This is a genomic window from Natrarchaeobaculum sulfurireducens (assembly GCF_003430825.1).
GTDB classification, from domain to species: Archaea; Halobacteriota; Halobacteria; order Halobacteriales; family Natrialbaceae; genus Natrarchaeobaculum; species Natrarchaeobaculum sulfurireducens.
In genome coordinates, this window is the sequence record NZ_CP024047.1 from 1,671,521 (window position 1) to 1,691,208 (window position 19,688).

General features: G+C 63.2%; 18 protein-coding genes and 1 pseudogene. 8 read left to right on the plus strand and 11 right to left on the minus strand.

Translation table 11 applies throughout. The features are described 5' to 3' along the window. Positions 1-5 precede the first annotated feature (5 nt). Positions 6-785, minus strand: a complete 780-nt coding sequence (locus AArc1_RS09480; RefSeq protein ID WP_228442422.1) for a hypothetical protein — start codon at positions 783-785, stop codon at positions 6-8. Positions 786-1,175: 390 nt separating this feature from the next. On the opposite strand from AArc1_RS09480, the gene AArc1_RS09485 reads away from it, so the two are divergent. After that, positions 1,176-1,481 carry a hypothetical protein gene (locus tag AArc1_RS09485; protein ID WP_117364141.1) on the plus strand — a complete coding sequence of 102 codons (306 nt, stop codon included), beginning with the start codon at positions 1,176-1,178 and terminating at the stop codon, positions 1,479-1,481. A 312-nt stretch (positions 1,482-1,793) separates the two neighbouring features. Here the strand turns inward: AArc1_RS09485 and AArc1_RS09490 are convergent, their stop codons facing one another. From AArc1_RS09490 to AArc1_RS09505, 4 genes are all read right to left on the minus strand, one after another. Beyond that, positions 1,794-2,249 carry a universal stress protein gene (locus AArc1_RS09490; protein WP_117364142.1) on the minus strand — a complete coding sequence of 152 codons (456 nt, stop codon included), beginning with the start codon at positions 2,247-2,249 and terminating at the stop codon, positions 1,794-1,796. A gap of 2 nt (positions 2,250-2,251) precedes the next feature. Beyond that, on the minus strand, positions 2,252-3,904 hold the full coding sequence (locus AArc1_RS09495; RefSeq protein WP_117364143.1) for a solute symporter family protein: 1,653 nt from the start codon (positions 3,902-3,904) through the stop codon (positions 2,252-2,254). Beyond that, positions 3,901-4,323 carry a DUF4212 domain-containing protein gene (locus tag AArc1_RS09500; protein WP_117364144.1) on the minus strand — a complete coding sequence of 141 codons (423 nt, stop codon included), beginning with the start codon at positions 4,321-4,323 and terminating at the stop codon, positions 3,901-3,903. Before AArc1_RS09500 ends, AArc1_RS09495 begins: the two co-directional genes overlap by 4 nt. A 705-nt stretch (positions 4,324-5,028) precedes the next feature. Beyond that, a complete protein-coding gene (locus tag AArc1_RS09505) occupies positions 5,029-5,694 on the minus strand; it encodes a helix-turn-helix domain-containing protein (RefSeq protein ID WP_117364145.1) in 666 nt (221 codons plus the stop codon). Between the two features lie 313 nt (positions 5,695-6,007). On the opposite strand from AArc1_RS09505, the gene AArc1_RS09510 reads away from it, so the two are divergent. The 5 genes from AArc1_RS09510 to AArc1_RS09530 all read left to right on the plus strand — a co-directional run bounded on the left by AArc1_RS09510 (position 6,008) and on the right by AArc1_RS09530 (position 11,991). Next, positions 6,008-8,071: a hydantoinase/oxoprolinase family protein gene (locus AArc1_RS09510; RefSeq protein ID WP_117365852.1), complete on the plus strand. Its 2,064-nt coding sequence runs from the start codon at positions 6,008-6,010 to the stop codon at positions 8,069-8,071. Continuing rightward, entirely contained in the window at positions 8,068-9,921 is a 1,854-nt protein-coding gene (locus AArc1_RS09515; RefSeq protein ID WP_117364146.1) for a hydantoinase B/oxoprolinase family protein, read from the plus strand. Before AArc1_RS09510 ends, AArc1_RS09515 begins: the two co-directional genes overlap by 4 nt. A 28-nt stretch (positions 9,922-9,949) precedes the next feature. After that, complete coding sequence (locus AArc1_RS09520; protein WP_117364147.1) at positions 9,950-10,582, plus strand: isochorismatase family protein; 633 nt, start codon at positions 9,950-9,952, stop codon at positions 10,580-10,582. Positions 10,583-10,645: 63 nt separating this feature from the next. Continuing rightward, positions 10,646-11,593, plus strand: a complete 948-nt coding sequence (locus tag AArc1_RS09525) for an isocitrate lyase/PEP mutase family protein (protein ID WP_117364148.1) — start codon at positions 10,646-10,648, stop codon at positions 11,591-11,593. A gap of 149 nt (positions 11,594-11,742) precedes the next feature. Then, positions 11,743-11,991 (plus strand): HalOD1 output domain-containing protein, encoded by a 249-nt coding sequence (locus tag AArc1_RS09530; RefSeq protein WP_117364149.1) that lies wholly within the window; start codon positions 11,743-11,745, stop codon positions 11,989-11,991. 90 nt (positions 11,992-12,081) lie between these two features. Here AArc1_RS09530 and AArc1_RS09535 read toward each other — a convergent pair whose 3' ends face one another. The 4 genes from AArc1_RS09535 to AArc1_RS09550 all read right to left on the minus strand — a co-directional run bounded on the left by AArc1_RS09535 (position 12,082) and on the right by AArc1_RS09550 (position 16,066). Beyond that, the gene (locus tag AArc1_RS09535) at positions 12,082-12,387 is read right to left on the minus strand and encodes a HalOD1 output domain-containing protein (protein ID WP_117364150.1); all 306 of its coding nucleotides are present in this window, start codon (positions 12,385-12,387) and stop codon (positions 12,082-12,084) included. Positions 12,388-12,541: 154 nt separating this feature from the next. Continuing rightward, positions 12,542-14,209: a gamma-glutamyltransferase gene (ggt, locus tag AArc1_RS09540; RefSeq protein WP_117364151.1), complete on the minus strand. Its 1,668-nt coding sequence runs from the start codon at positions 14,207-14,209 to the stop codon at positions 12,542-12,544. Positions 14,210-14,296: 87 nt separating this feature from the next. Beyond that, positions 14,297-15,349, minus strand: coding sequence for a DNA-methyltransferase (locus AArc1_RS09545; protein WP_117364152.1), 1,053 nt, complete (start codon positions 15,347-15,349; stop codon positions 14,297-14,299). 141 nt (positions 15,350-15,490) lie between these two features. Next, positions 15,491-16,066 carry a hypothetical protein gene (locus tag AArc1_RS09550; protein ID WP_117364153.1) on the minus strand — a complete coding sequence of 192 codons (576 nt, stop codon included), beginning with the start codon at positions 16,064-16,066 and terminating at the stop codon, positions 15,491-15,493. Between the two features lie 380 nt (positions 16,067-16,446). Here AArc1_RS09550 and AArc1_RS09555 point away from each other — a divergent pair, with 380 nt between their 5' ends. Continuing rightward, positions 16,447-17,100 carry a hypothetical protein gene (locus AArc1_RS09555; protein ID WP_117364154.1) on the plus strand — a complete coding sequence of 218 codons (654 nt, stop codon included), beginning with the start codon at positions 16,447-16,449 and terminating at the stop codon, positions 17,098-17,100. 13 nt (positions 17,101-17,113) lie between these two features. Here AArc1_RS09555 and AArc1_RS09560 read toward each other — a convergent pair. Beyond that, a pseudogene (locus AArc1_RS09560) lies at positions 17,114-17,595 on the minus strand (NADPH-dependent FMN reductase); the annotation flags it as partial. Positions 17,596-17,670: 75 nt separating this feature from the next. Between AArc1_RS09560 and AArc1_RS09565 the strand changes: the two are divergent. After that, positions 17,671-18,630 (plus strand): nucleoside recognition protein, encoded by a 960-nt coding sequence (locus AArc1_RS09565; RefSeq protein WP_117365853.1) that lies wholly within the window; start codon positions 17,671-17,673, stop codon positions 18,628-18,630. 42 nt (positions 18,631-18,672) lie between these two features. Here the strand turns inward: AArc1_RS09565 and AArc1_RS09570 are convergent, their stop codons facing one another. Further along, on the minus strand, positions 18,673-19,647 hold the full coding sequence (locus AArc1_RS09570; protein ID WP_117364155.1) for an HhH-GPD family protein: 975 nt from the start codon (positions 19,645-19,647) through the stop codon (positions 18,673-18,675). Positions 19,648-19,688 lie beyond the last annotated feature (41 nt).

The window sequence follows — 19,688 nt, forward strand, 5'->3', positions numbered from 1 at the left end:
TCCGTCTAGAACTCACAGTGATCGTTCTCGACACACTGCTCTACCCATGTGGGTGTCTCGATGTCGTCGACACTGGGGCCAGGGTCGTACTCGTATTGTACGTTTACCGTCGTCGTATTGCCTGGCCGGAGCAGATACTCCCCGTACGATGAAGCCCCAGTCAACTGATACCGTAGCGACGCTTCCCGAAGGACGCCGGTTTCCCGGTCGACGCTGAGTTTACCCGACTTGGGACTGACGTGCCTCGTCCCCGTATTAAATGTGGTCCACGTCGATGACGGCTCGTAGACCGTCCGGTTGTCCTGCTCTTCGACGTGCTCGTATTCGGGATTGTCGAGGTGGCCACCGGTCTGTACGCGTACGAACTGCATTTCCGAGGGGTCGACGGTTCCGTTCTCTTCGGTGATCCGGACGAACCTGTCCTCGTGCTCTCCGAAGTATACCTCCTCGGCGTCGGTGGGCTCAGTCGACGCCATCCATTCCTCGTCGTCGACGTGACCCTCGTATTTCGTATAGACTGTTCCGTCGTCGTAGAATTGTTCGACGGTTCCGTTCTCGTATTCGAACGTGAAGTGTGCCTCGTCGTCGAGAACCGTGGCTTCGTGCACGACCAGTAGCCTCTCGTTCTCTGCCGATATCTCTCCGGAGGAGACGTACGAATCGGACTGGCCGAATTCGAACGGCCCGCTCGTCGAATCAACGCTCAGGGGAAGCACGAAGGTGGTCGCGACCCCAACGAACACCAGCAGGATTGCAACGATCCCGATCAAAACCCAACGGTTCATACTTACGCATCTATTAGATTAGAATATTAATATTCCCATGTCGTGCATTGGCGAGAAAAATACCCCAGACCTTCGCAGCCGTCATTCCCGTTGAAGCCCTCGAAAAGAGGGTTCGGCTGCATCTCGATAGACGTCTCCGGGTTCTGGGCCATCCAGATAGATCATTAAACAGTGGGTATGTAAACCTCTGGTGTAATGCTTTCCCCGGGCATTTTTCCAAAACCCACAAACGGAGTGAGACGATGGTATAACACGTCCGAGCGCTCCAGACCTCTCGGTGTTCGAACCGTATCGAAACCCGTTGGGCCTCGAGACCGACCACCGCTGTGTCCTGCTGGACGAATAGCCAACTGCCAAATCACCTAAGCGAGTGGTTCGACTGGTACGAGTATGGATCGGACTGCGCCCGAGCCGCTCGAGCTGGAAGACGTAGACAGGACCGTCCGATCGGCGAGCTGGTACGATATCGCAATCGGCCTCATGGGGTTGCTGACCGGTTCGACGTTCCTGGCCACGGCATGGTTCGTGAACGGATTGACTACCGAGGTGGGTGCCGAGGCGACCGTTCCATGGCTGTTATTCTGGCTCTCTTCGGTGTTGATCGGGGCCGCCGGAGTAGTCGGGTTGGTGCTCGGACTGGTTTTTCTCTGGGGAACGGTCCTCAGCACCGTCAAATCTCTCCTCGGGAGGGGCTGACGACGAGCCAGTTCGTGGGCTTCGGTACGGAACGGGGTCGGCGTCCGCCTCTCGAGCGGAGACGCAGATGGGACTCGGGACCGAAACGGGACAGCGACGACCCCCACTGCGCTCGACGCGACAGTCATGGACTTCGGTTGTGCCCGTCAATACCGACGAAAATGGATGACTGAATGGAAACCCCGGATCCAACTTCAGCGATGGATCGGCGGCGACGGGCCTCTCGTCATCGACCGAAGCGTTGTCAGTCACGGCCCGATCGTGATCCGCCCGGTGGGCTCGAGCAGAGTCGTCGACCGTGAGGCCGAGCTTTTACTCTTCGCGTGCGTCGACGATCAGCACCGGCACGGTGACGTTTCGGATCGTTCGTTCGGCGACGCTGCCGAGCAACGCTCGACGGACGCCACTGCGGCCGGCCGATCCCATCACGACGGCGTCGATTTCTTCCGACTCGACGTAGTCGCGGATTCTGCGATGTGGCCGACCAGCCTGAATCGACTCGACGACCTCGAGGTCGTCGCCAGCCCGGTCGGTGACCGCCTGGATCGCCGCAGTGGCCCGCTGTTGTAGTTCAGTCATCTCGTCGAACTGACCCTCTTTGATGCGCTGGACCTGTTCGGTGCCGAGACTGAGATCGACGGCGTCGAGATCGACGACGTAGAGCGCGTGAAGCGTCGCGTCGTGTCTGGTGGCCAGGTCAATCGCGTGGTCGATCGCGTTCTGTGCGACATCGCTTCCGTCCGTGGGAATGAGGATGTGGTTGTACATGATCAGTCGTCTTCGGGTGTTCCGCCGTCAGTTGCGACTTCTTCTGCCGACTGGAGTTTCGCCATCGGTTCGGGACTGTGACACTGTCGGACGAGTCGCTTTACGTCTTCTGGTGGCTCCTCGGTGAACTGGGAGACGACAACGATGGTCAACACGACGGCCGGGACGCCGACGAGAGACGACGAGGTTGCAGGAACGATAGCCGCGAACGCAGGGAAGATAGCGTCACCAGAGAGCGCGCCGATGTACTGTGGGAGGATTTCGTTCAGGATCGATCCGAAGCCGAAGAACAGTCCGACGAACATACCGGCGATCGCTCCCTCGCGGGTGGCGTCTTCCCACCAGAGACCGAGGAAGAACACCGGGAACAACACGGTACCTGCCAGCGCGAAGGACATGCCGACGACCTCGGCGATGAGTGCAGGCGGGTTCAGCGCCAAGACGGTGACGACGGCACCGAGGGAGAGGATCGTCAGGCGACCGACGATCAACTGCTCGCGCGGGGTCGCATCCGACTTGTAGAGGTTAGTGTAGATGTCGTGTGCCGCAGCGGAGGATGCAGAGATGAACAGACCAGCGGTCGTGGCCAGACCGGCCGCGATCGCGCCAGCGGCGACGATACCGACGAGCCATTCGGGAAGGCCAGCGAGGTAGGCCGTCAGGACGACGAGGGTGTCCGACTCGGTGCCGGTCATCTCGGTGTACTCGCCGACGTTTTCCTGGTAGAGCAGGGAGCCAAACGCCGCGTAGGCGGCGGTGCCGAGGAACAACAGGAGCGTAAAGAACAGCCCCCAGACGGTCGCCCAGCGAGCGTTGCGCTCGTTATCGGCCGTATAGAACCGCACGAGCACGTGTGGCAGGCCACACGTGCCGGCGATCAGGCTGACACAGAGGGCGATCCAGTGGTAGTAGCTGGCGTTGGCGAACGGCTCGGTGTACTGGCGTTCGATTTCCGCCATTGCGGTCGCCTGGTTACCGTACTCGACGAATGGCAGGGCCGTCGACCAGCCCTGGACCAAACCGGTGGCATACAGCCCGAGCAGGAACGCCGAGATGAGGATGACGTACTGCAGCGCCATGTTCTTCGTTGCGCCCAGCATGCCCGAAAGGGCGACGTAGCCGATCGTGATTGTCATCAACAGGATCACGCCGACCTCGTAGGAGACGCCGAAGATGTACTGGGCCATCAGCCCGAGGCCGTTCCCCTGCGCGATGATGTAGACGAACGCGATCAACAGCGTTGTCGACGCCGCGATCGCCCGTCCCAGATCGGAGTAGTATCGGTCACCGACGAAGTCGGGGGCCGTGTACTTCCCGAACCGGCGGAACTGTGCCGCGAGGAAGATGAGCAGGATGAAATAGCCTGTCGTCCAGCCGACGACGTACGCCAGCCCGAAGTAGCCGAGCAGGGCAACCGTCGACGCGACGCCGAGATAGGCGGCGACGCTCATCCAGTTGGCCGCGATCGCCATCCCGTTCTCAACGGCACCGATCGAGCGGCCAGCGACCCACATGTCGTCGACCGCCGCGACGCGGAAGAACCAGCCGACGCCGAGGAACACGGTCAACATCGCTACCAGTGTCAGCGCCGGAAAGAGTTTGAATCCACCATCGAAGAGGTCTGACGCGACCTCGAGAAGAACCGGCTCGATCACTCGCGTTCACCACCGTCGGCAGCGACGGCCTGTCCGGAGTCGGCCGCAGTTTCGGTCTCGTGGTCGACACCGTACTTCGCGTCGAGTAAATCACGTCGCCAGGCGTAGACCGCCGAGAGGACCAGTGCGCCGATCGGCGAGCCGAGTGCGGTCAGGAAGTAGTGAAGCTGGAAGCCGAGCACGTAGGTGCCCGTCATGGCCTCCGGAGCGATTGCCGTCGCGGTCACGGGCCCGAACGTAAAGATAACCCAGACCGCAAACAGCCCCCAGATCACCTTGAGATGATCTCGCATGAACGGCGTCGCGGGCTTGAACATGTGGATTTTCTCGTCGAGATAGTCAACGGTCTCGGTTCCGCCGTCGGTCTCGAGTCGGTCGGTATCGTCCGCTCGCTCGCTCGTCGAGCGACCATCAGTCATAGTGGCGATCACTCAACTGCTCGTCGGTCGTCGCTGTAACTGCGGTACAACCACTCGTCAACCGTGTGAAGGGCACACGAGACGATTGTGACGTAACTTGTCTCACAAAAAACACGTCGGCTGTGTCGTTACCACGGGCGTTTCGCATACGAGTAACAGTACAATTATCATGATGGATAAAGGTGCGTCCTTTTGCAATAATTGTGAAGAACCGATAGCAGAGCCAAGGGTAGTGAAACCAACCCACAACCTTCCACACAAAATTATCATGTAGTTTTGTGACCGTCGGTCGCAGCTCTCAGACAGTATCTAACGACCGAAACCCAGAACATGTCACAATAGCTTTCTTTTAGAACAATCGGAGAAAGTCTGCTCGAGAACGGCAACAAGCTTTCTCGTGAAGTACCTCGGGGTCAAGCCCCGAGGCACTCTCGCTGTACCTCGGTAGAGACACCATCACGTAGTGGACCGGTTTGGCCGTCGAAAACGGCTCGCAGTTCGCTCATTCGAACGACGTCCCGCCGACACAGTCTGCGATACCGGTCGGCCACTCGAGACGGCGGAACCTCGAAATCAGGATGGAAACTCGTCGAAGGATGACGAGACGTCTACCTCGCGTGTGGACGCTGCGACAGCAAACCGGTCGTACGGACTCTCCTCGGCAAAACAGTCTCACAGACCTCCGCAGTCGAGCGGCGAGTACCGTCAGTCGCCGGTGTCAACCTCGATACGTTCGAACGCGCCCCGTCCGGTCCGCCGGTGGCCGTCGGCCAGCGCAGAAGAGAGCAGTCGGTGTTCGGCTTTCCGGAGGTGTTCGTGTAACGTCGCGCGACTGATCTCGAGTTCCTCGGCGAGTTGTTCGTTCGTGATCTTCCGCGGCCAATCGTAGTACCCTCGAGCGAGCGCTTCCGTGGCGACTTCGCGCTGTCGGGCCGTCAGCGGCGAGTCGGTGCTCGCCTCGAAGGGCTCGAGTTTCCCGAGCGTGACCGTACCGAACCCCTCGAGGTCGTCGATAATGCGCCTGAGATCTTCTCGTCGAAAGACGAGGACGTTGTACTCTCGCTGGCGGCCGGAGACCGTGTTCGAGCGACGGAGCGTGCCGTGGTTGCGGTAGATGGCCGAGTAGGCGCCACAGGACGGTTTGGTCACGAGGAGGTTCTCCTCGTCGAGTCGCTCGACGTGTTCGACGTGATCTGTGGCCTCGAGTTCGGACTGGAACGCGTCGGCGTGCTCGCCGGCACACAGGACGAAGGTCACGAACCCGTTCTGGATCTCCTCGATCTCGATTGGAAACGGCGCGTCGGCACTCGCCGTGAGGCGACGGAGAATACACTCTCGGTGCTGGGTGAAATGAATCGTCGCGGTAAACATCGGCTCGTACGGTGTGTGAACACACCCCTCTGTGAAAAAGATACACCCAGAGTTGGGGTCGGACGATGTCCACTCATGCTGCTGCCATGTCGGCTTTGGCAGTTCGTGTACTGTTCGTCTCGTGGCTGTGTGCTGGGTGTGCCCGTTCGATCCGGTCCGCTATCGCTCGCTCGAGCGCCCGACGGGACTCTACCGAACGGACACGACAGCCGACAGGGACGCCTATTCCGGACGATAGTTCATAAACAGCCAACAGCTGTTGGGGGAATCCTTACTCACCAACGTTCCGTCTCACCATATGGAGCGATATCATATGACATACAACCTCGGCGTGGACGTCGGCGGGACGTTTACCGACGTCATCGTCTTCGACGAAGCCACGCACGAACTGACGATCGATAAGGTGCTCTCGACTCCGGCGAACCCCTCAACGGGTGTCCAGCACGGTATCGAGGAGGCGACGGCCAAAGCGGGAACGTCAGTGGCCGACCTCGAGTTGTTGTTTCACGGGACGACCGTCGTGACGAACATGCTCTTAGAGGAGACCGGGTCGCGCGTCGGGCTGGTCACCACTGAGGGCCACGAAGACGTCCTCCACCTCGCACGGGCGTGGACTCCCGGCCCGCTGTACGGCTGGATGGCCATGGAGAAGCCCGATCCGCTGGCCGACCTCGTCGATACACGAGGCGTCGGCGGTACGATCGCCTCGCCGTCCGGCGAGGAGGTCGAACCGCTCGACGAGACGGCAGTCCGAGAGGCGGTTCAAGAACTCGAGGCCGCGGGCGTCGAGTCGGTGACGGTCGCGCTGTTGAACTCGTATCTCAATCCGGCCCACGAGGAACGCGTCCGCGAGATCATCGGCGAAGAAGCCCCCGAACTGCCGGTCTCGGTCTCCTCTGAGATCGTTCCGGAGTACGGCGAGTACGAGCGAACGCTGACGACGGTCATCAACGACTACGCGCGGCCGACGGTCATCGAGTACCTCGAGGATCTGGACGAGTCGCTGGCAGCGGCCGGCTCCACAGCACGGATGAACGTCGTCCGGTCCGACGGTGGACTGATGAGTTCCCGAGCAGCACAGCGTCGCCCGGTCGAACTCGCACTCTCGGGTCCCAGCGGTGGAGTCGTCGGCGCGGCGACGATTGCCTCGAAAAAGGGTGTCCCAGACGTATTGACACTCGACATGGGCGGGACGTCGACTGACGTTTCGCTCGTCGAAGACGGGACACCGGAGACGACCCGCCAGACGAAAGTCGGCTATCGGGAGTTCAAATCCCGGTCCGTCGACGTGAACACGGTCGGCGCTGGCGGTGGCTCGATCGCCCGCGTACAGCTGAACGGCTCGTTGCAGGTCGGCCCCGAGAGCGCCGGCGCCGACCCCGGACCAGCGTGTTACGGCCAGGGTGGCGAGGAGCCGACGGTCACCGATGCGAACGTCGTCCTCGGGCGAATCCCGCCGTCGGTGCAACTCGGCGGGCGAATGGATCTCGACCGCGAGGCGGCCCGCGAGGCCGTCGCCACCATCGCCGACCAGCGTGATAGCTCGGTCGAGGAGGCTGCCCAGGCGATCCTCGACATCGTCAACGAGAACATGCACGGCGCGCTTCGCGTCGTGAGCGTCGAGCGCGGCTACGACCCCCGCGAGTTCGGACTCGTCGCGTTCGGCGGCGCCGGCCCGATGCACGCAAACGCCCTCGCAGACGTGATGGACGCCTACCCGCTGATCGTTCCACCGGGCCCGGGCGTCATGTCCGCGTTCGGCTTTCTCACGTCCGACGTCCAGAACGAGTTCTCAGAGACCTACCTCGAGACCGACCAGAACGTCGACGGCGACGATGTCGCCGGGAAGCTCGAGGCACTCGCAGCCGAGGCCGGCGAGTGGCTCCGTTCGGAGGGCGTCGACGACACAGACCACGAGTTCGAGTACTATGCAGACTGTCGATACTTCAGACAGGACATCCAGATGTCGATCCCAGTCGACCTCGACGGCCTCCGCGGCGAGGCTGGCCTCGCGGAGATCAACGACGACTTCGAGCGTCGCCACGAACGACAGTTCGGCTTTACTCTCGAAGCGCCACTGGAGGTCGCGAACCTCCGGGTCATCGGCAAGGGGCTGATGGAGGGCGTCACCATCGACGAGACGGAACTGAGCGAAGCCGACCCGAGCGCCGCCGTGGTCGACTCGAGCGAGGTCTACTTCGACGGCACCGATTACGAGACGACGATCTACGATCGAGCCGAGCTGCGGCCGGGCAACGAACTCGACGGACCGGCGATCGTCACCGACGACGACTCGACGGTCGTCGTCCAGCCGGATCACACGGCGCTGATCGACCGCTACGGAAACATCGAAATCACTCGAGGTGATGCACAATGAGCACTGAGACACCCGACTTCGTCCGTGAGCACGACGTCGACCAGACCACACTCGACATCATCGAAAGTACGCTCTCGAACACCCGCGACGAGATGGACCGAGTCGTCGAAACGACCGCGATCAGTCCCGTCATCCGCGAGCAGTCGGATCAGTTCCCGCTCATCGCGGATGCGAAGGGCCGAATGGTCATGGGCCAGTTCGGCTCGGCGATCGACACGATCCTCGAGAACTCACCGTTCGACCGGGACGACCTCGTTGACGGTGACGTCATCGCGACCAACGATCCCTACATGTGTGCTGGCGCTGTCTCGCACACGCCCGACATGCTCCTGTTGCGGCCAATCTTCTACGAGGGCGACCTCGTGGGCTACTCGAGCCAGTGGGGGAACCTGATGGACGTCGGCGGCAAGACTCCCGGCAGCATGCCCGTCCAGGCGACCACCATCTTCGAGGAAGGGATGCGACTCCCGCCGGTCAAACTCTACAAGGCGGGTGCGTTCGACAGCGAACTCCTCGAGACGTTCGCACACAACACCCGGCTGCCAGAACACGCCGAAGCCGACATCAAGGCACTCGCAGCGGGGACGAAAGCCGCCGAAACGCGCGTCCACGAACTCTGTGACCGCTTCGGCAAGGAGACCTACCTCGAGGCGACCGACGCCATTCTCGATCGAACCCGCGCCGGGATGATCGACCTCATCCACGAGTTCGTCCCCGAAGGCGAACGCTACACATTCGAGGACTACGTCGACGACGACGGGATGGGCAACGGTCCGATCAAACTCCACCTCGAGATCTACCGGGAGGGCGACACCGTCTACTTAGACTGGACGGGCACGGACGAGCAGGTTCCGGGAACGGTCAACTTCCTGTTGAACGAGAAGATGTTCAAGATGTTCACTGGGGTCTTCCTCATCATGGCATTCGACCCCCTGCTGACGTTCAACGACGGCTACTACGATCTCTTCGAGGTGACCTTACCCGAGGGCTCGGTCGTCCAGCCGGAGTTCCCGGCGGCACTCGGCAACCGGTTGCCGATGATGGCCCGACAGTTCGACGTCCTGCAGGCGACGTTCTCGAAGCTCATCGACGACTTCTCCGTCGCCGGTAGCTACGGCACCTCGCCGAACCTCGTCTACGCGGGCACCGACTCCGAAGGCAACGATTTCCAGATGCTCGAGATCCTCTATGGCGGCATTCCAGCGCGGCCGGGCGGTGACGGACTCGACGGTCACTCGTGGTGGCCGCTGTTCCGGACCGTCCCCGCTGAGTATCAGGAAGCGTACTACCCGCTTTCGATCGACGAGTACAGCACGCGTGCCGATACCGGCGGCGCTGGTGAGTTCCGCGGCGGCCACGGCATCACGAAGGTCTACACCTTCGAGGAGTCGGGCGCGATCACCTTCCAGGACGACCGTGCACACACCTACCCGTGGGGCGTCGACGGCGGCACTCACGCGGCGACCAGCGAGAAGAAACTGATCCGCGCCGACGGCACCGAGGAGGAGTTGCCCTCGAAAGTCGAAAACGTCGGCGTCGAAGCGGGCGACAAACTCGTCTTCGCCACCGCCGGCGGCGGCGGACTGGGTGATCCGCTCGAGCGCGACACCGATACCGTTGCTCGAGAGGTCGACCGTGGGCTCGTCTCCGAAGCAGCCGCACGCGAGGAGTACGGCGTCGTCCTCACGGACGGGACCGTCGACGAGGCAGCGACCGAGAACCGGCGCAAGGAGTTGCGGGCGAGCCGCGACGACCTCGAGTCGTTCGATTACGGCCCGCTTCCCGACGACGACGAACTCGAGACACGAATCGCCGACGAACGCCGCGAGTTCGACGACAGACACGACTGAGGGCTCTCGTCGAACACCACAGATTCCAATGGACTGGCCACACGACTTCGACAGCTACGACGAGTCCGACTTCGGCGCGAGCGTCGGCCTCGGCGACCGGCCCGCGCTCGTCGTCATCGACCTGATCAACGCCTTCACCGATCCCGAGACTGGACTGGGGGCGGACGTACGCGACGTCCTCGAGGAAACCGAACGGCTGCTCGAGGCCTTTCGTGAGCACGATCTACCTCGGTATTTCACGACCGTCGCCTACGAGGAGTCCTACGGCGACGCCGGTCGGTTCGTCGAGAAGGTCCCCGCGTTACGAGAGCTTCGCCTCGGCACCGACGCGGTCGCGGTCGACGACCGGATCGCGCCCGGCGACGACGAACGGGTGATCGTAAAAAAGTACGCGAGTGCGTTCTTCGGGACCGACCTCCAGACCGAGTTGACCACAAACCGAGTCGACACGCTCGTGATCGCTGGCGTCACGACCAGCGGCTGCGTCCGTGCGACGGCCGTCGACAGCCTCCAACACGGCTATCGGACGATCGTTCCGGCAGATGCAGTCGGCGACCGCGCCGAAGGCCCACACCGGGCCAACCTCTTCGATATCGACGCGAAATACGGCGACGTCGTCTCGACCGACGACGTCATAGACCACCTCAAAGACGATGCGTAACTACACCGACACTCGACGAGCCGTATCGACACCTGCTTGCCCACGACAGACCTGGAACCGATCATGACCGAGTACGGAGCGGCGCTGCGTGATCGACTCGAGCGCGAGGAGTTACTGGTCTGTCCCGGCGTCCACGACCCCCTGACGGCCGCCGTCGCGGACGCCGTCGGCTTCGACGCGATCTACATGACCGGCTACGGGACCTCGCTGTCGGCGACCGGCTATCCCGACGCCGGCCTGATCACCATGCCGGAGATGATCGACAACGCCGCGAACATCCAGGAACGCATCGACGTGCCGCTCATTGCCGACGCGGACAACGGCTACGGCAACGCGACGAACGTCGTCCGGACCGTCCGGGAGTACATCAGCGCCGGCGTCGGTGCCATCCACATCGAAGACCAGACCTTCCCGAAACGCTGTGGCCACACGAAAGGTCGGGAGGTCATCCCGCGCGAGGAGGCCGTCGGCAAGATCGAAGCCGCGGCCGACGTTCGCGACGACCGCGCCCCCGAGTTCGTGCTCATCGCCCGAACGGACGCCCGCGGCACTGGCGACGGGTCGCTCGAGGAGGCGATCGACCGCGCGAACGCTTTCCTCGAGGCCGGAGCCGACGTCGCCTTCGTCGAGGGACCGACCGATGAGGCGGAACTCGAACGGATCGGCCGCGAGGTCGACGGACCGATCGTCTACAACTTCGTGGGCGACCTCGGCTCCTCACCGTACGTCGATCTCGCCGACCTCGAGTCGTGGGGCTTCGATCTGGTCGTCTTCCCGATCGCATCGACGCTGTCGACCATCGCGCACGTCCACGAGGACCTCACTGCGTTCGCCGACGACCCGGTCGGAGCGATGCGCGGGATCGACGACGCGTTCAACGACCGGCCGCTCGGGAGCCTCCACGAGTTCTCCGGCTTCCCGGCTGTCCTCGAGTGGGAGCGCCGCTACCTCCCCGATGCCGACCAAGAGAAGTACGAGGGCTCACTCGGCGACGACCTCGAGGACGACTGATCGACCGACGGCCAGCGACCTCGAGTGCCACTGGCCGGTTCGTTCGTCGGAACTCGAGCGTGCATTTGTCTGACGAGGGGCAGACGTAGAGCAGACGGCAGGCAGTAAACTATCACTGAATTCATATAGGGCGATGTGGTGGTCGGGATATGCAGCCGGGGGACACACCGAGCATCCAGGTCGTAACGCAAGTCGCGAGCGCCGAGGGCATCGATCCGGTCGAGTTGACGCCCCCGCTTCACAACGTCGTCGATCCGGACGCACTGGACGCGTTCGTCCAGACGGCCGACGCAGAGGCGACGATCGAGTTTTCCTATCGAGACCACTCCGTTTGTGTCGACGGCACTGGTCGCGTGGTTCTGACGCAACGGACAGAACCGCCCGCGACCCCCGAGTAAACTCATATCTGGTATCGAGTGACACGCCGACAAGAGGTGGCGAGGCGTGGCTTCGGTCGTGGAGTCGAGGCGTGACGGAACCGTGTCGGTTCAACTCGGTGCTGGTTCGACGCGGATCGTCCCCGACGCGGTGATCGTTACGAGACAGTCGTCGTACTCGAACGCCACCGTCCCCGTTGTTCGTCCATCGCCAGCCCGCGAGTCGAACAGTCGCTCGAGCGCGCCGGTGTCAATGGCCCCGTGAAGCGGCTCGAGGTCGATGACGTCGACGCCGCGATAGGTCGCAACAGCCTCGGCGACCGCGACGGTCAATGGCTCGTCGTCGTCTCGTTCGTACTGCACTTCGTCGTGTACACTCGTCCGATTCGTCGATGATCGTTTGCTCATACCGGTCATTCGTAGAACCCCATCGTGTAGACAGCGACCTCGATCCGCTTTCCACGTTCTCCGTAATGAGTGTGTTTGTAATCTGAATGTAACGTCTCGAGAACGCCACGGGTATTTCAGAGTGGTATCGGGAAGTGATTACCAGTGGACGTTCGGTCAGCCGTCAATAGCCGATCGCGACGCCGTCTTTTCGGGGCTCTGTCGCCCCCGAGAGCGTCTCCCCACGACGACGAACGAGTTGGGCGCCGCCGAACATCACCGGTGGTAAGACGCGAACGTCGTGGCCCATTCGAGCAAGTGAGGCGGCCGCCGGCAGTCGGTCCTCGATGCCGAGGGTTCCGTCCTCGCGGTAGCGCCACCGCGGCGCGTCGAGTGCTGCCTGTGGATTCATCCCGTAATCGACGAGGTTCGAAAGTACCTGGACGTGGCCCTGGGGCTGCATGTAGCCACCCATGACGCCGAATGCCAACCAGTCATCCTCGTCGAGTTTCGCGACGGCAGGGACGAGCGTGTGAAACGGCCGTTTGCCAGGCTCGAGGCTGTTCGGGTGCTCGGGATCGAGCGAGAACGAGGCCCCTCGGTTCTGGAGGGCAATACCCGTCTCGCCGGCGACGAGGCCGCTCCCGAAGCCAGCAAACCGGGAGTTGATGTAGGAGACGAGGTTCCCCTCGGCGTCGCCAACGGTCAGCAAGACCGTATCGGCGTCTTCGGCGTTTGCGTTCGGAACGCCGACCTGCGGGTCCGAAATGGGGTCGCCGCCGATCGCCGTCGCTCGCTCGCGGGCGTATGACTTGTCAGCCAGGGGCGGAATCTCCTCGAACTCGGGGTCCGTAACGTAGTGGTGGCCGTCGACGAACGCGAGTTTCATCGCCTCGGCAAAGGCGTGGATTCGCTCGGCCGACTCGCGGGGATGGTCACCGGCACCGATCTCCTCGGCGATGTTGAGCGCCTCGAGGGCGATCAACCCCTGGTTGTTCGGCGGCAGTTCGTAGATCTCGGCGCCGTTGTAGGTGGTACACACGGGATCGACGAACTCGGGTTCGAACGCCGCGAGGTCGTCGTGGGTCAGAAAGCCGCCCGCAGACTGGACCTCCTCGACGATCGCGTCGGCGATCTCACCCTCGTAGACGACGTCAGCGCCATCCTTGGCGATCTGCTGGAGGGAGTCCCCCAGACGCGGAAGCCGAACGGTCTGGCCCGGCTCGGGACTCTCGCCGTCGAAGAGGTACGCCTCGCGGGCGTGTTCGTGTGTGAACAACTCCTCTGCGCCCGTCCAGTGGTGAGCGATGACCGGCGAGACGGGATAGCCCTCGGTCGCGTACCCGATTGCCGGCTCGAGCACGTCGGCCAGCGAGAGGCGACCCAATTCCTGCACTGTCGTCTCCCAGCCGCGGGCCGTTCCTGGGACGGTCACCGCGTGGGGGCCGAGAAAGGGCATGCCGAGATCGTCCGCGCTCGCGTCGCCGTCGACCGCGTAGCCACGCGATTCGGGGTAGTAGCGACTCGGGTCGTCGTGGTCCTCGAGCGACCCCCGGACGGCGTCGACCGTCGCGTTTTTTGGGGCGGGACCACACGACCGCAACGCCCCGACCTCGCCATCGGCGGTCCGGTAGAGTGCGAAGACGTCGCCCCCCAGCCCGGTCGAGGTGGGTTCGACGACGTTGAGCGCGGCGGCGGTCCCAACGGCGGCGTCGAACGCGTTCCCGCCTTTACGGAGGATCTCGAGGCCTGCCTGGGCGGCCAGTGGTTGGCTCGTCGCTACCAGTCCACGGTTCGCGTACGCCGTCGAGCGTCGCGAGTCGAATCGATCGAGGTCGACGGAGTCGTCCATGCCCCGTGTACGATCGACCGCGGACTAAAACGTTGGCGAGGCGGCGATCGAATCAGCCCGCGACCGTGATCGTGGGAACCGGTGGACTCACTCGAGCGACAGCGGCGCGTGCTCGAGACGGTAGCCGTCGTCGATCTCGTCGACGTCGACGACCTCCCGAAGTCGAATGCCGCGTTCCATCTTCGTCACGACCGGCGTCTCGTAATGGTCGGCGTCGTAGCCCAGACGCTTGCCCGACTCGCGACGCTCCGTGACGAACTCGCGGTGGCGTTCGAGCCGCGTCCGTCCCACCGATCGAGAGAGCGACGGCACCGTCCCGACACGCTCGGCGAACACCTCGAGAAACGTCTCCTCGAGTTCGTAGCCCACGGAATTCCGCCCGGCACACATCGCCGCAAGCGTGGTCGTGCCCGTTCCCCAGAAGGGATCGAAAACCGTGTCGCCGTACGCTGAATACATACAGATCAGCCGATACGGGATCTCGAGCGGAAAGGCGGCCGACCGCTCGCGCAGCTCGTCGTCGTCGAACTCGATCGCCTGCAGTTCGCCGCGAACCTCGGTCCAGACGTCTGAGAACCACTGGTTTCGCTCCTCCCAGAAGAACGCGGCCTCGTAGCGCCGGTCGGCACGGGGTTCGAACTCGCGGCGCTCGCTCCCCTTTCGGAAGACGAGGACGTACTCGTGTTCTAACGTGACGTAGGCGTTCGGCGGCACCGTCCCGCTGCCCATGAACTTCGCCGTGCTGTTGGCCGGTTTGCGCCAGAGAACGTCCGGAAGTGGGTCGAACCCGCGGCTCTCGAACGCCTCGAGGACGCGCGCGTGATTCGGATAGACGCGAAAGCTCCCGTCGAGTGAGCGGGTCGCGTCACCGACGTTGAGACACGCGATGCCGCCGTCGACGAGCACCCGCTCGAGTTCGTCCCAGACGCGGTCGAGCTGGGCGTGCATCGCCTCGAACGCTCGCGAACCATCCCCCGACTCGAGCGCATCGGCGACCGTCGGATCGAGATCCGAAAAGAGGTCGTCCCACATCTCGATCATCGGATACGGCGGGGACGTGACGACGAGTTCGACCGACTCGTCCTCGAGACTCGAGAGCTGCCGGGAATCGCCGGCGTAGACGCGGTGGGTCGTCTCCATCGATTCACAGTGTCTGCGACGCTGCCTTAGGTCCTTCGTCACCGTCGACCGATTTCAGCCAGATCTGTGTCGGGAACAGAAAGTGTGGACATCTCGAGGCAGTCGGGAAAGCGGAACCGGGGTTGGCGTCGAGAAATCCAGTTACTCCTCTTTCGTTTCGTCAGCCGGCTGTGCGTCCGCCTCGCTTGCTTCGGAGTCGTCCGTCTCCGTGTCGTCTGCCTCCGCGTCGTCAGAATCGACGCTCGTCACCGGCTCGAACTCCTCGATCGGCTCCCACTCGTCTTCGTCCTCGCCTGCAAGTCGGCGACGAAGGAGGACCGCGCCGACGATCACGCCGAGAACGAGCAGAAGGCGAGGCAATCGGCTCCCGCCGGTTTCCGTCTCGTCTGTCTCGTCAGTCCCCGTCGTTTCCTCGATACTCTCGGAGACGCTTTCGGAGACCCCCTCGCTTACGTCCTCGATGAGTTCTGGCTCCATACTCTCCTCGAGCGACGGCGTTTCCAGCTCTGAGGACTGCTGGCCTGCGAGGAATCCAATCGCTGCGCCGAGGCCGAATACGGCCCCCACGAGCGGCAGTCGACGCCCCGTGGTGGAGCCTTGGGACTCTTCGACCGCTTCGATGATCGTCTCTCGCATCGGCGTCTCGAGCCCTCGCTCGACGGCTTCTTTCACGAGGAGCTCGGACAGCGTCTCGTCCTGTTGTCCGGTTTCGGGCATAATCCGCCACGATGTCAGCGCAGCATATAGCTCTGTTCACCGTTTCCCCTGGTTTACCGGTATGCAGGTGGCGTACGGACGTCTTACGCATGTGAACTATCTCGGTAAGCGATAGCTACTTCGCTCGCCGAGCCACCAGCGAGCGCAGGCCTGTCCAGCGGTTGGCCGCAATCAGGGGGCTAGCAGGTAACGACAACAGGCGTCACGACAGCGGGCAGATCCGACCCGAAGTATGGAACGGGCCACTGGCCACCGATCCACGGACGAGAGTCGATACCAGTCGTATAAACGTCATATTTCGGCAGTATAAAGTCACAAACGGCGTGCATTCTCCGGGTAACGGATCACATAACGAAACACGGGCTGGACAAGGACGGACTATGAGCGTCATTCGTCAGCCGGGAGTCCTCGGTCGAGCCACCCGGCGTCGCGTCGTCGGCGTGACGGCGGCGCTCACGGCGGCAGTCGTCGAAACGCTCGCCGTTGGACTCTGGTTCGGGCTCGTCGTCGGTACTCGCTCGACCACGACGGCACTCGCTGGACTCGGAATCCTCTTTTGTGGGTCGGTACTTCGCGCTGGTGTGTTCGGGGCGACAGTCAGCCACCTCGGCGACCTCTTGCAGCCGCACCGAATCGGGGCTGCACTCGCGCTCACCGCCGGCTGGATCGTCTGGCTGTTCGTCGCAGAGCAACTCGGTGGACTCCGCGGAATCGCCGTCGGAACCGCCGTCCTCGTCGGCTTTCTCACCGCCCAGTTCGCCATCGAGCGACGAGCGTTTCGCCTCCGGGCACAGTTCCGCGACTCGAACACGATTGGAACGCTGGTCCTTCCGGCGATACTACTGGCTGGTGGGGGAGCAGCGCTGCTCGCCGCGGTCTGGTTCACAGACTTGACGATCGTCTCGCCACCGCTCGCCCTCGAGGTGACGACGATCGTCGTCCGAATCGAAGCCGTCCAGATCGGCGTAGCCGTCTTCGGACTGTTGGCGTTTCTCGCACACCAACAGCGGTTCCAGCGCGTACTGGACCCGTAACCGACCTTACTTCCTCTGCACCGACGTTCTGGTCGCTCTCAAACGAATCGGGATCCGGTTCGATCGTCGCGTACTGGACCGCTCGTCGTCCCAGCGTAGCGACTCGGTCTTCGAGTTCCGGATCGACGAACACGCCGTCATCGAACGCGGTGTTGGCGTTCGCCCCGCGGCCTCGTGAGGGACCACCCAGGTGTTCAACGCCCGACAGACCGACCGCATGCGCTCGAGAGCGGCCACCGGAAAGGCACCGCCCGAAACCGCGAGCAAGCCGACGGTCTTTCCCCGGAACTCGTCGAATCCACTGTAATCGAGGGCGGCCTTCAGCGGCGAGGAGTACGAGCCGTGATACGTCGGCGAGCCGAGGACGATGGCATCGGCTTCGGACAAACGGTCAGTCAGCCGCTGGGCGTCCCCGGTGTCCGCTCGGTCACAGTCCGCAGCGAAGATCGGTAGCTCGTACTCGCGAAGGTCGAGCAGTTTCGTGCTGGCTCCGGCCGTTCGCGTTTGCATCAGTCAGTGACCAGTCAACGATCCGACGGAGCTATCCTCCACTGGACGAAAGCCGACAGCGTGGACTCGATCGGCTCGATCTTGCTGACCGAAGCGCTCCCGCGGGTAGTGACGATCACGCTGTTGATCGGTGCTGGAGTGGCACTGGCGAACCTCGCCGTCGAGTACGGCCTCGTCGAGGCAGTTGCCCGCGTCGGACGCTATCTCACCGAGCCCGCGAACCTCCCCGACGAAGTCGGGACCGCGGTCCTCACGAACGCCGTTTCGGTCACTGCAGGCTACGGGATGCTCGCGGAATTTCGCGAGTCCGGCCTGCTCGACGATCGGGCGACCCTGATCGCCGTCGTCATCAACACGTTCTTCGGCTTCATCCAGCACATTTTCACGTACTACGGCCCGGTCCTGGTTCCGATCCTCGGGCTCCACGCCGGGCTCATGTACGTCGGTGCCCGTGCGAGTATCTCGCTTTCGATCACCGTTGTCGGCCTCCTCGCCGGCGCGCTCTTGCTCCGTGGCTACGACTACGACACCAGCACACTCGAGGCAGAGTTGCCGGACGACGAGGACCGGTCGACGCGCGGCAAACTCCGCCGGGCGGGATCGAAAACGGCGACGCGTCTCCGATCGATCGTCCCTCGACTGGCGATTATCTACTCGCTCGTGCTGGTCGGCGTCGAATACGTCGACCTCGAGTCGGCTGCGAGCGTCGCAGAGCCGCTCTCGTCGGTGGTTGGACTGCCCGGTGCAGCGGTGCCCGTGATTCTCGTCGCGACGGTCGATCCAACGAGCGGCGCGATCGCCATCGCGCCGATGATCGGCGACGTCTTCACGCCGACCGAGGCCGTGATCACGCTCCTGCTTGGCGGCCTGTTTTCGCTGACGGTCTCGACGGCCAAGCGGTCGATCCCGTTCCAGTACGGTATCTGGGGTGCGGAGTTCGGGACGAAAGTGATCGTCGTCAACACCGGCCTCCGAGCGGCGTTCATTCTCGTGGCGATTCTCGTGCTTCTCGCGTTCTGACGTCGAGAAGAGTCAGCTCGAGGACGTCGACGGCACCCGGCGTTATCGATGCAGTCGGGCCACTGGCTCCCCGTCGCGCTCCAGGACGTCGACCAGCCCGTCGTCTTCTAAGTCCGCGAGCAGGCCCGCGAGCCACTCCCGGCCGTACTCGCCGTCAGGCGTGTAATCGACGCGAATGCGGTGGCCGAGCGTGTCGAACTCGAGTTCGTCGTACTCCCGTAACGTCGCGATCACGCGGCCGCGAAACTGCCGGCGGCTGCCGTCGAAACTGGGCTGGGTCGGGACGTCGGGGGCAGTAAAATCGCCGCTTGCGTAGGCCCCACACCACTCACGCCACGGGCAGCCGGCTTCGTCACAGCGCGGCGTCTGACCACAGGCGACGCCGCCGAGTTCCATGATCGCGTTGTTCCAGACACGCGAACGGCCCGCGGGCATGAGTTCGTTCGCGGCCTCCTCGAAGACTGTGTCGTCGTCAGGAACGTCGAACGCCCGATAACAGACGCGCTTGACGTTCGTATCGACGACCGCGTCACCGTTGTTAAAGGCGAAACTCGCCACCGCGTTGGCGGTGTAGGGGCCGACGCCCATCAGTTCCTGCAGTTCGTCGGGCGTGGTCGGGAACTCGCCACCCGCTTTTGCGGCTTCGCCGCCTTCACGAGGTCGGTCCGGCCCGACTTCGCCCGCCTCGACCTGCCGGGCGGCCTCGTGGAGGTACTTCGCCCGGTTGTTGTAGCCGAGGCTATGACTCGTCCAGAAGCCTACGACGTCGGCCCGGTCGGCCGCCGCGAGATCGGCCGTCGTCGGCCACCGCTCGAGGAACTCCTCCCAGGCGTCGACGACGCGGTCGAGCTGGGTCTGCTGGCTCATCACCTCGCTGACCAAAATCGCATACGGCTCGTCGGTCCGTCGCCAGGGATACTCCCGATGGTCAGCCTCGTACCACTCGATCAGCGTCTCGCGGACATCCTCGAGGTCGTCGGGGAGGCTCCACTCGGTCGCCGCCTCCGTGTCGGTCATCGACGGGGCTTGGGACAGCGTCGGTTTAGCCGTACTGGTCT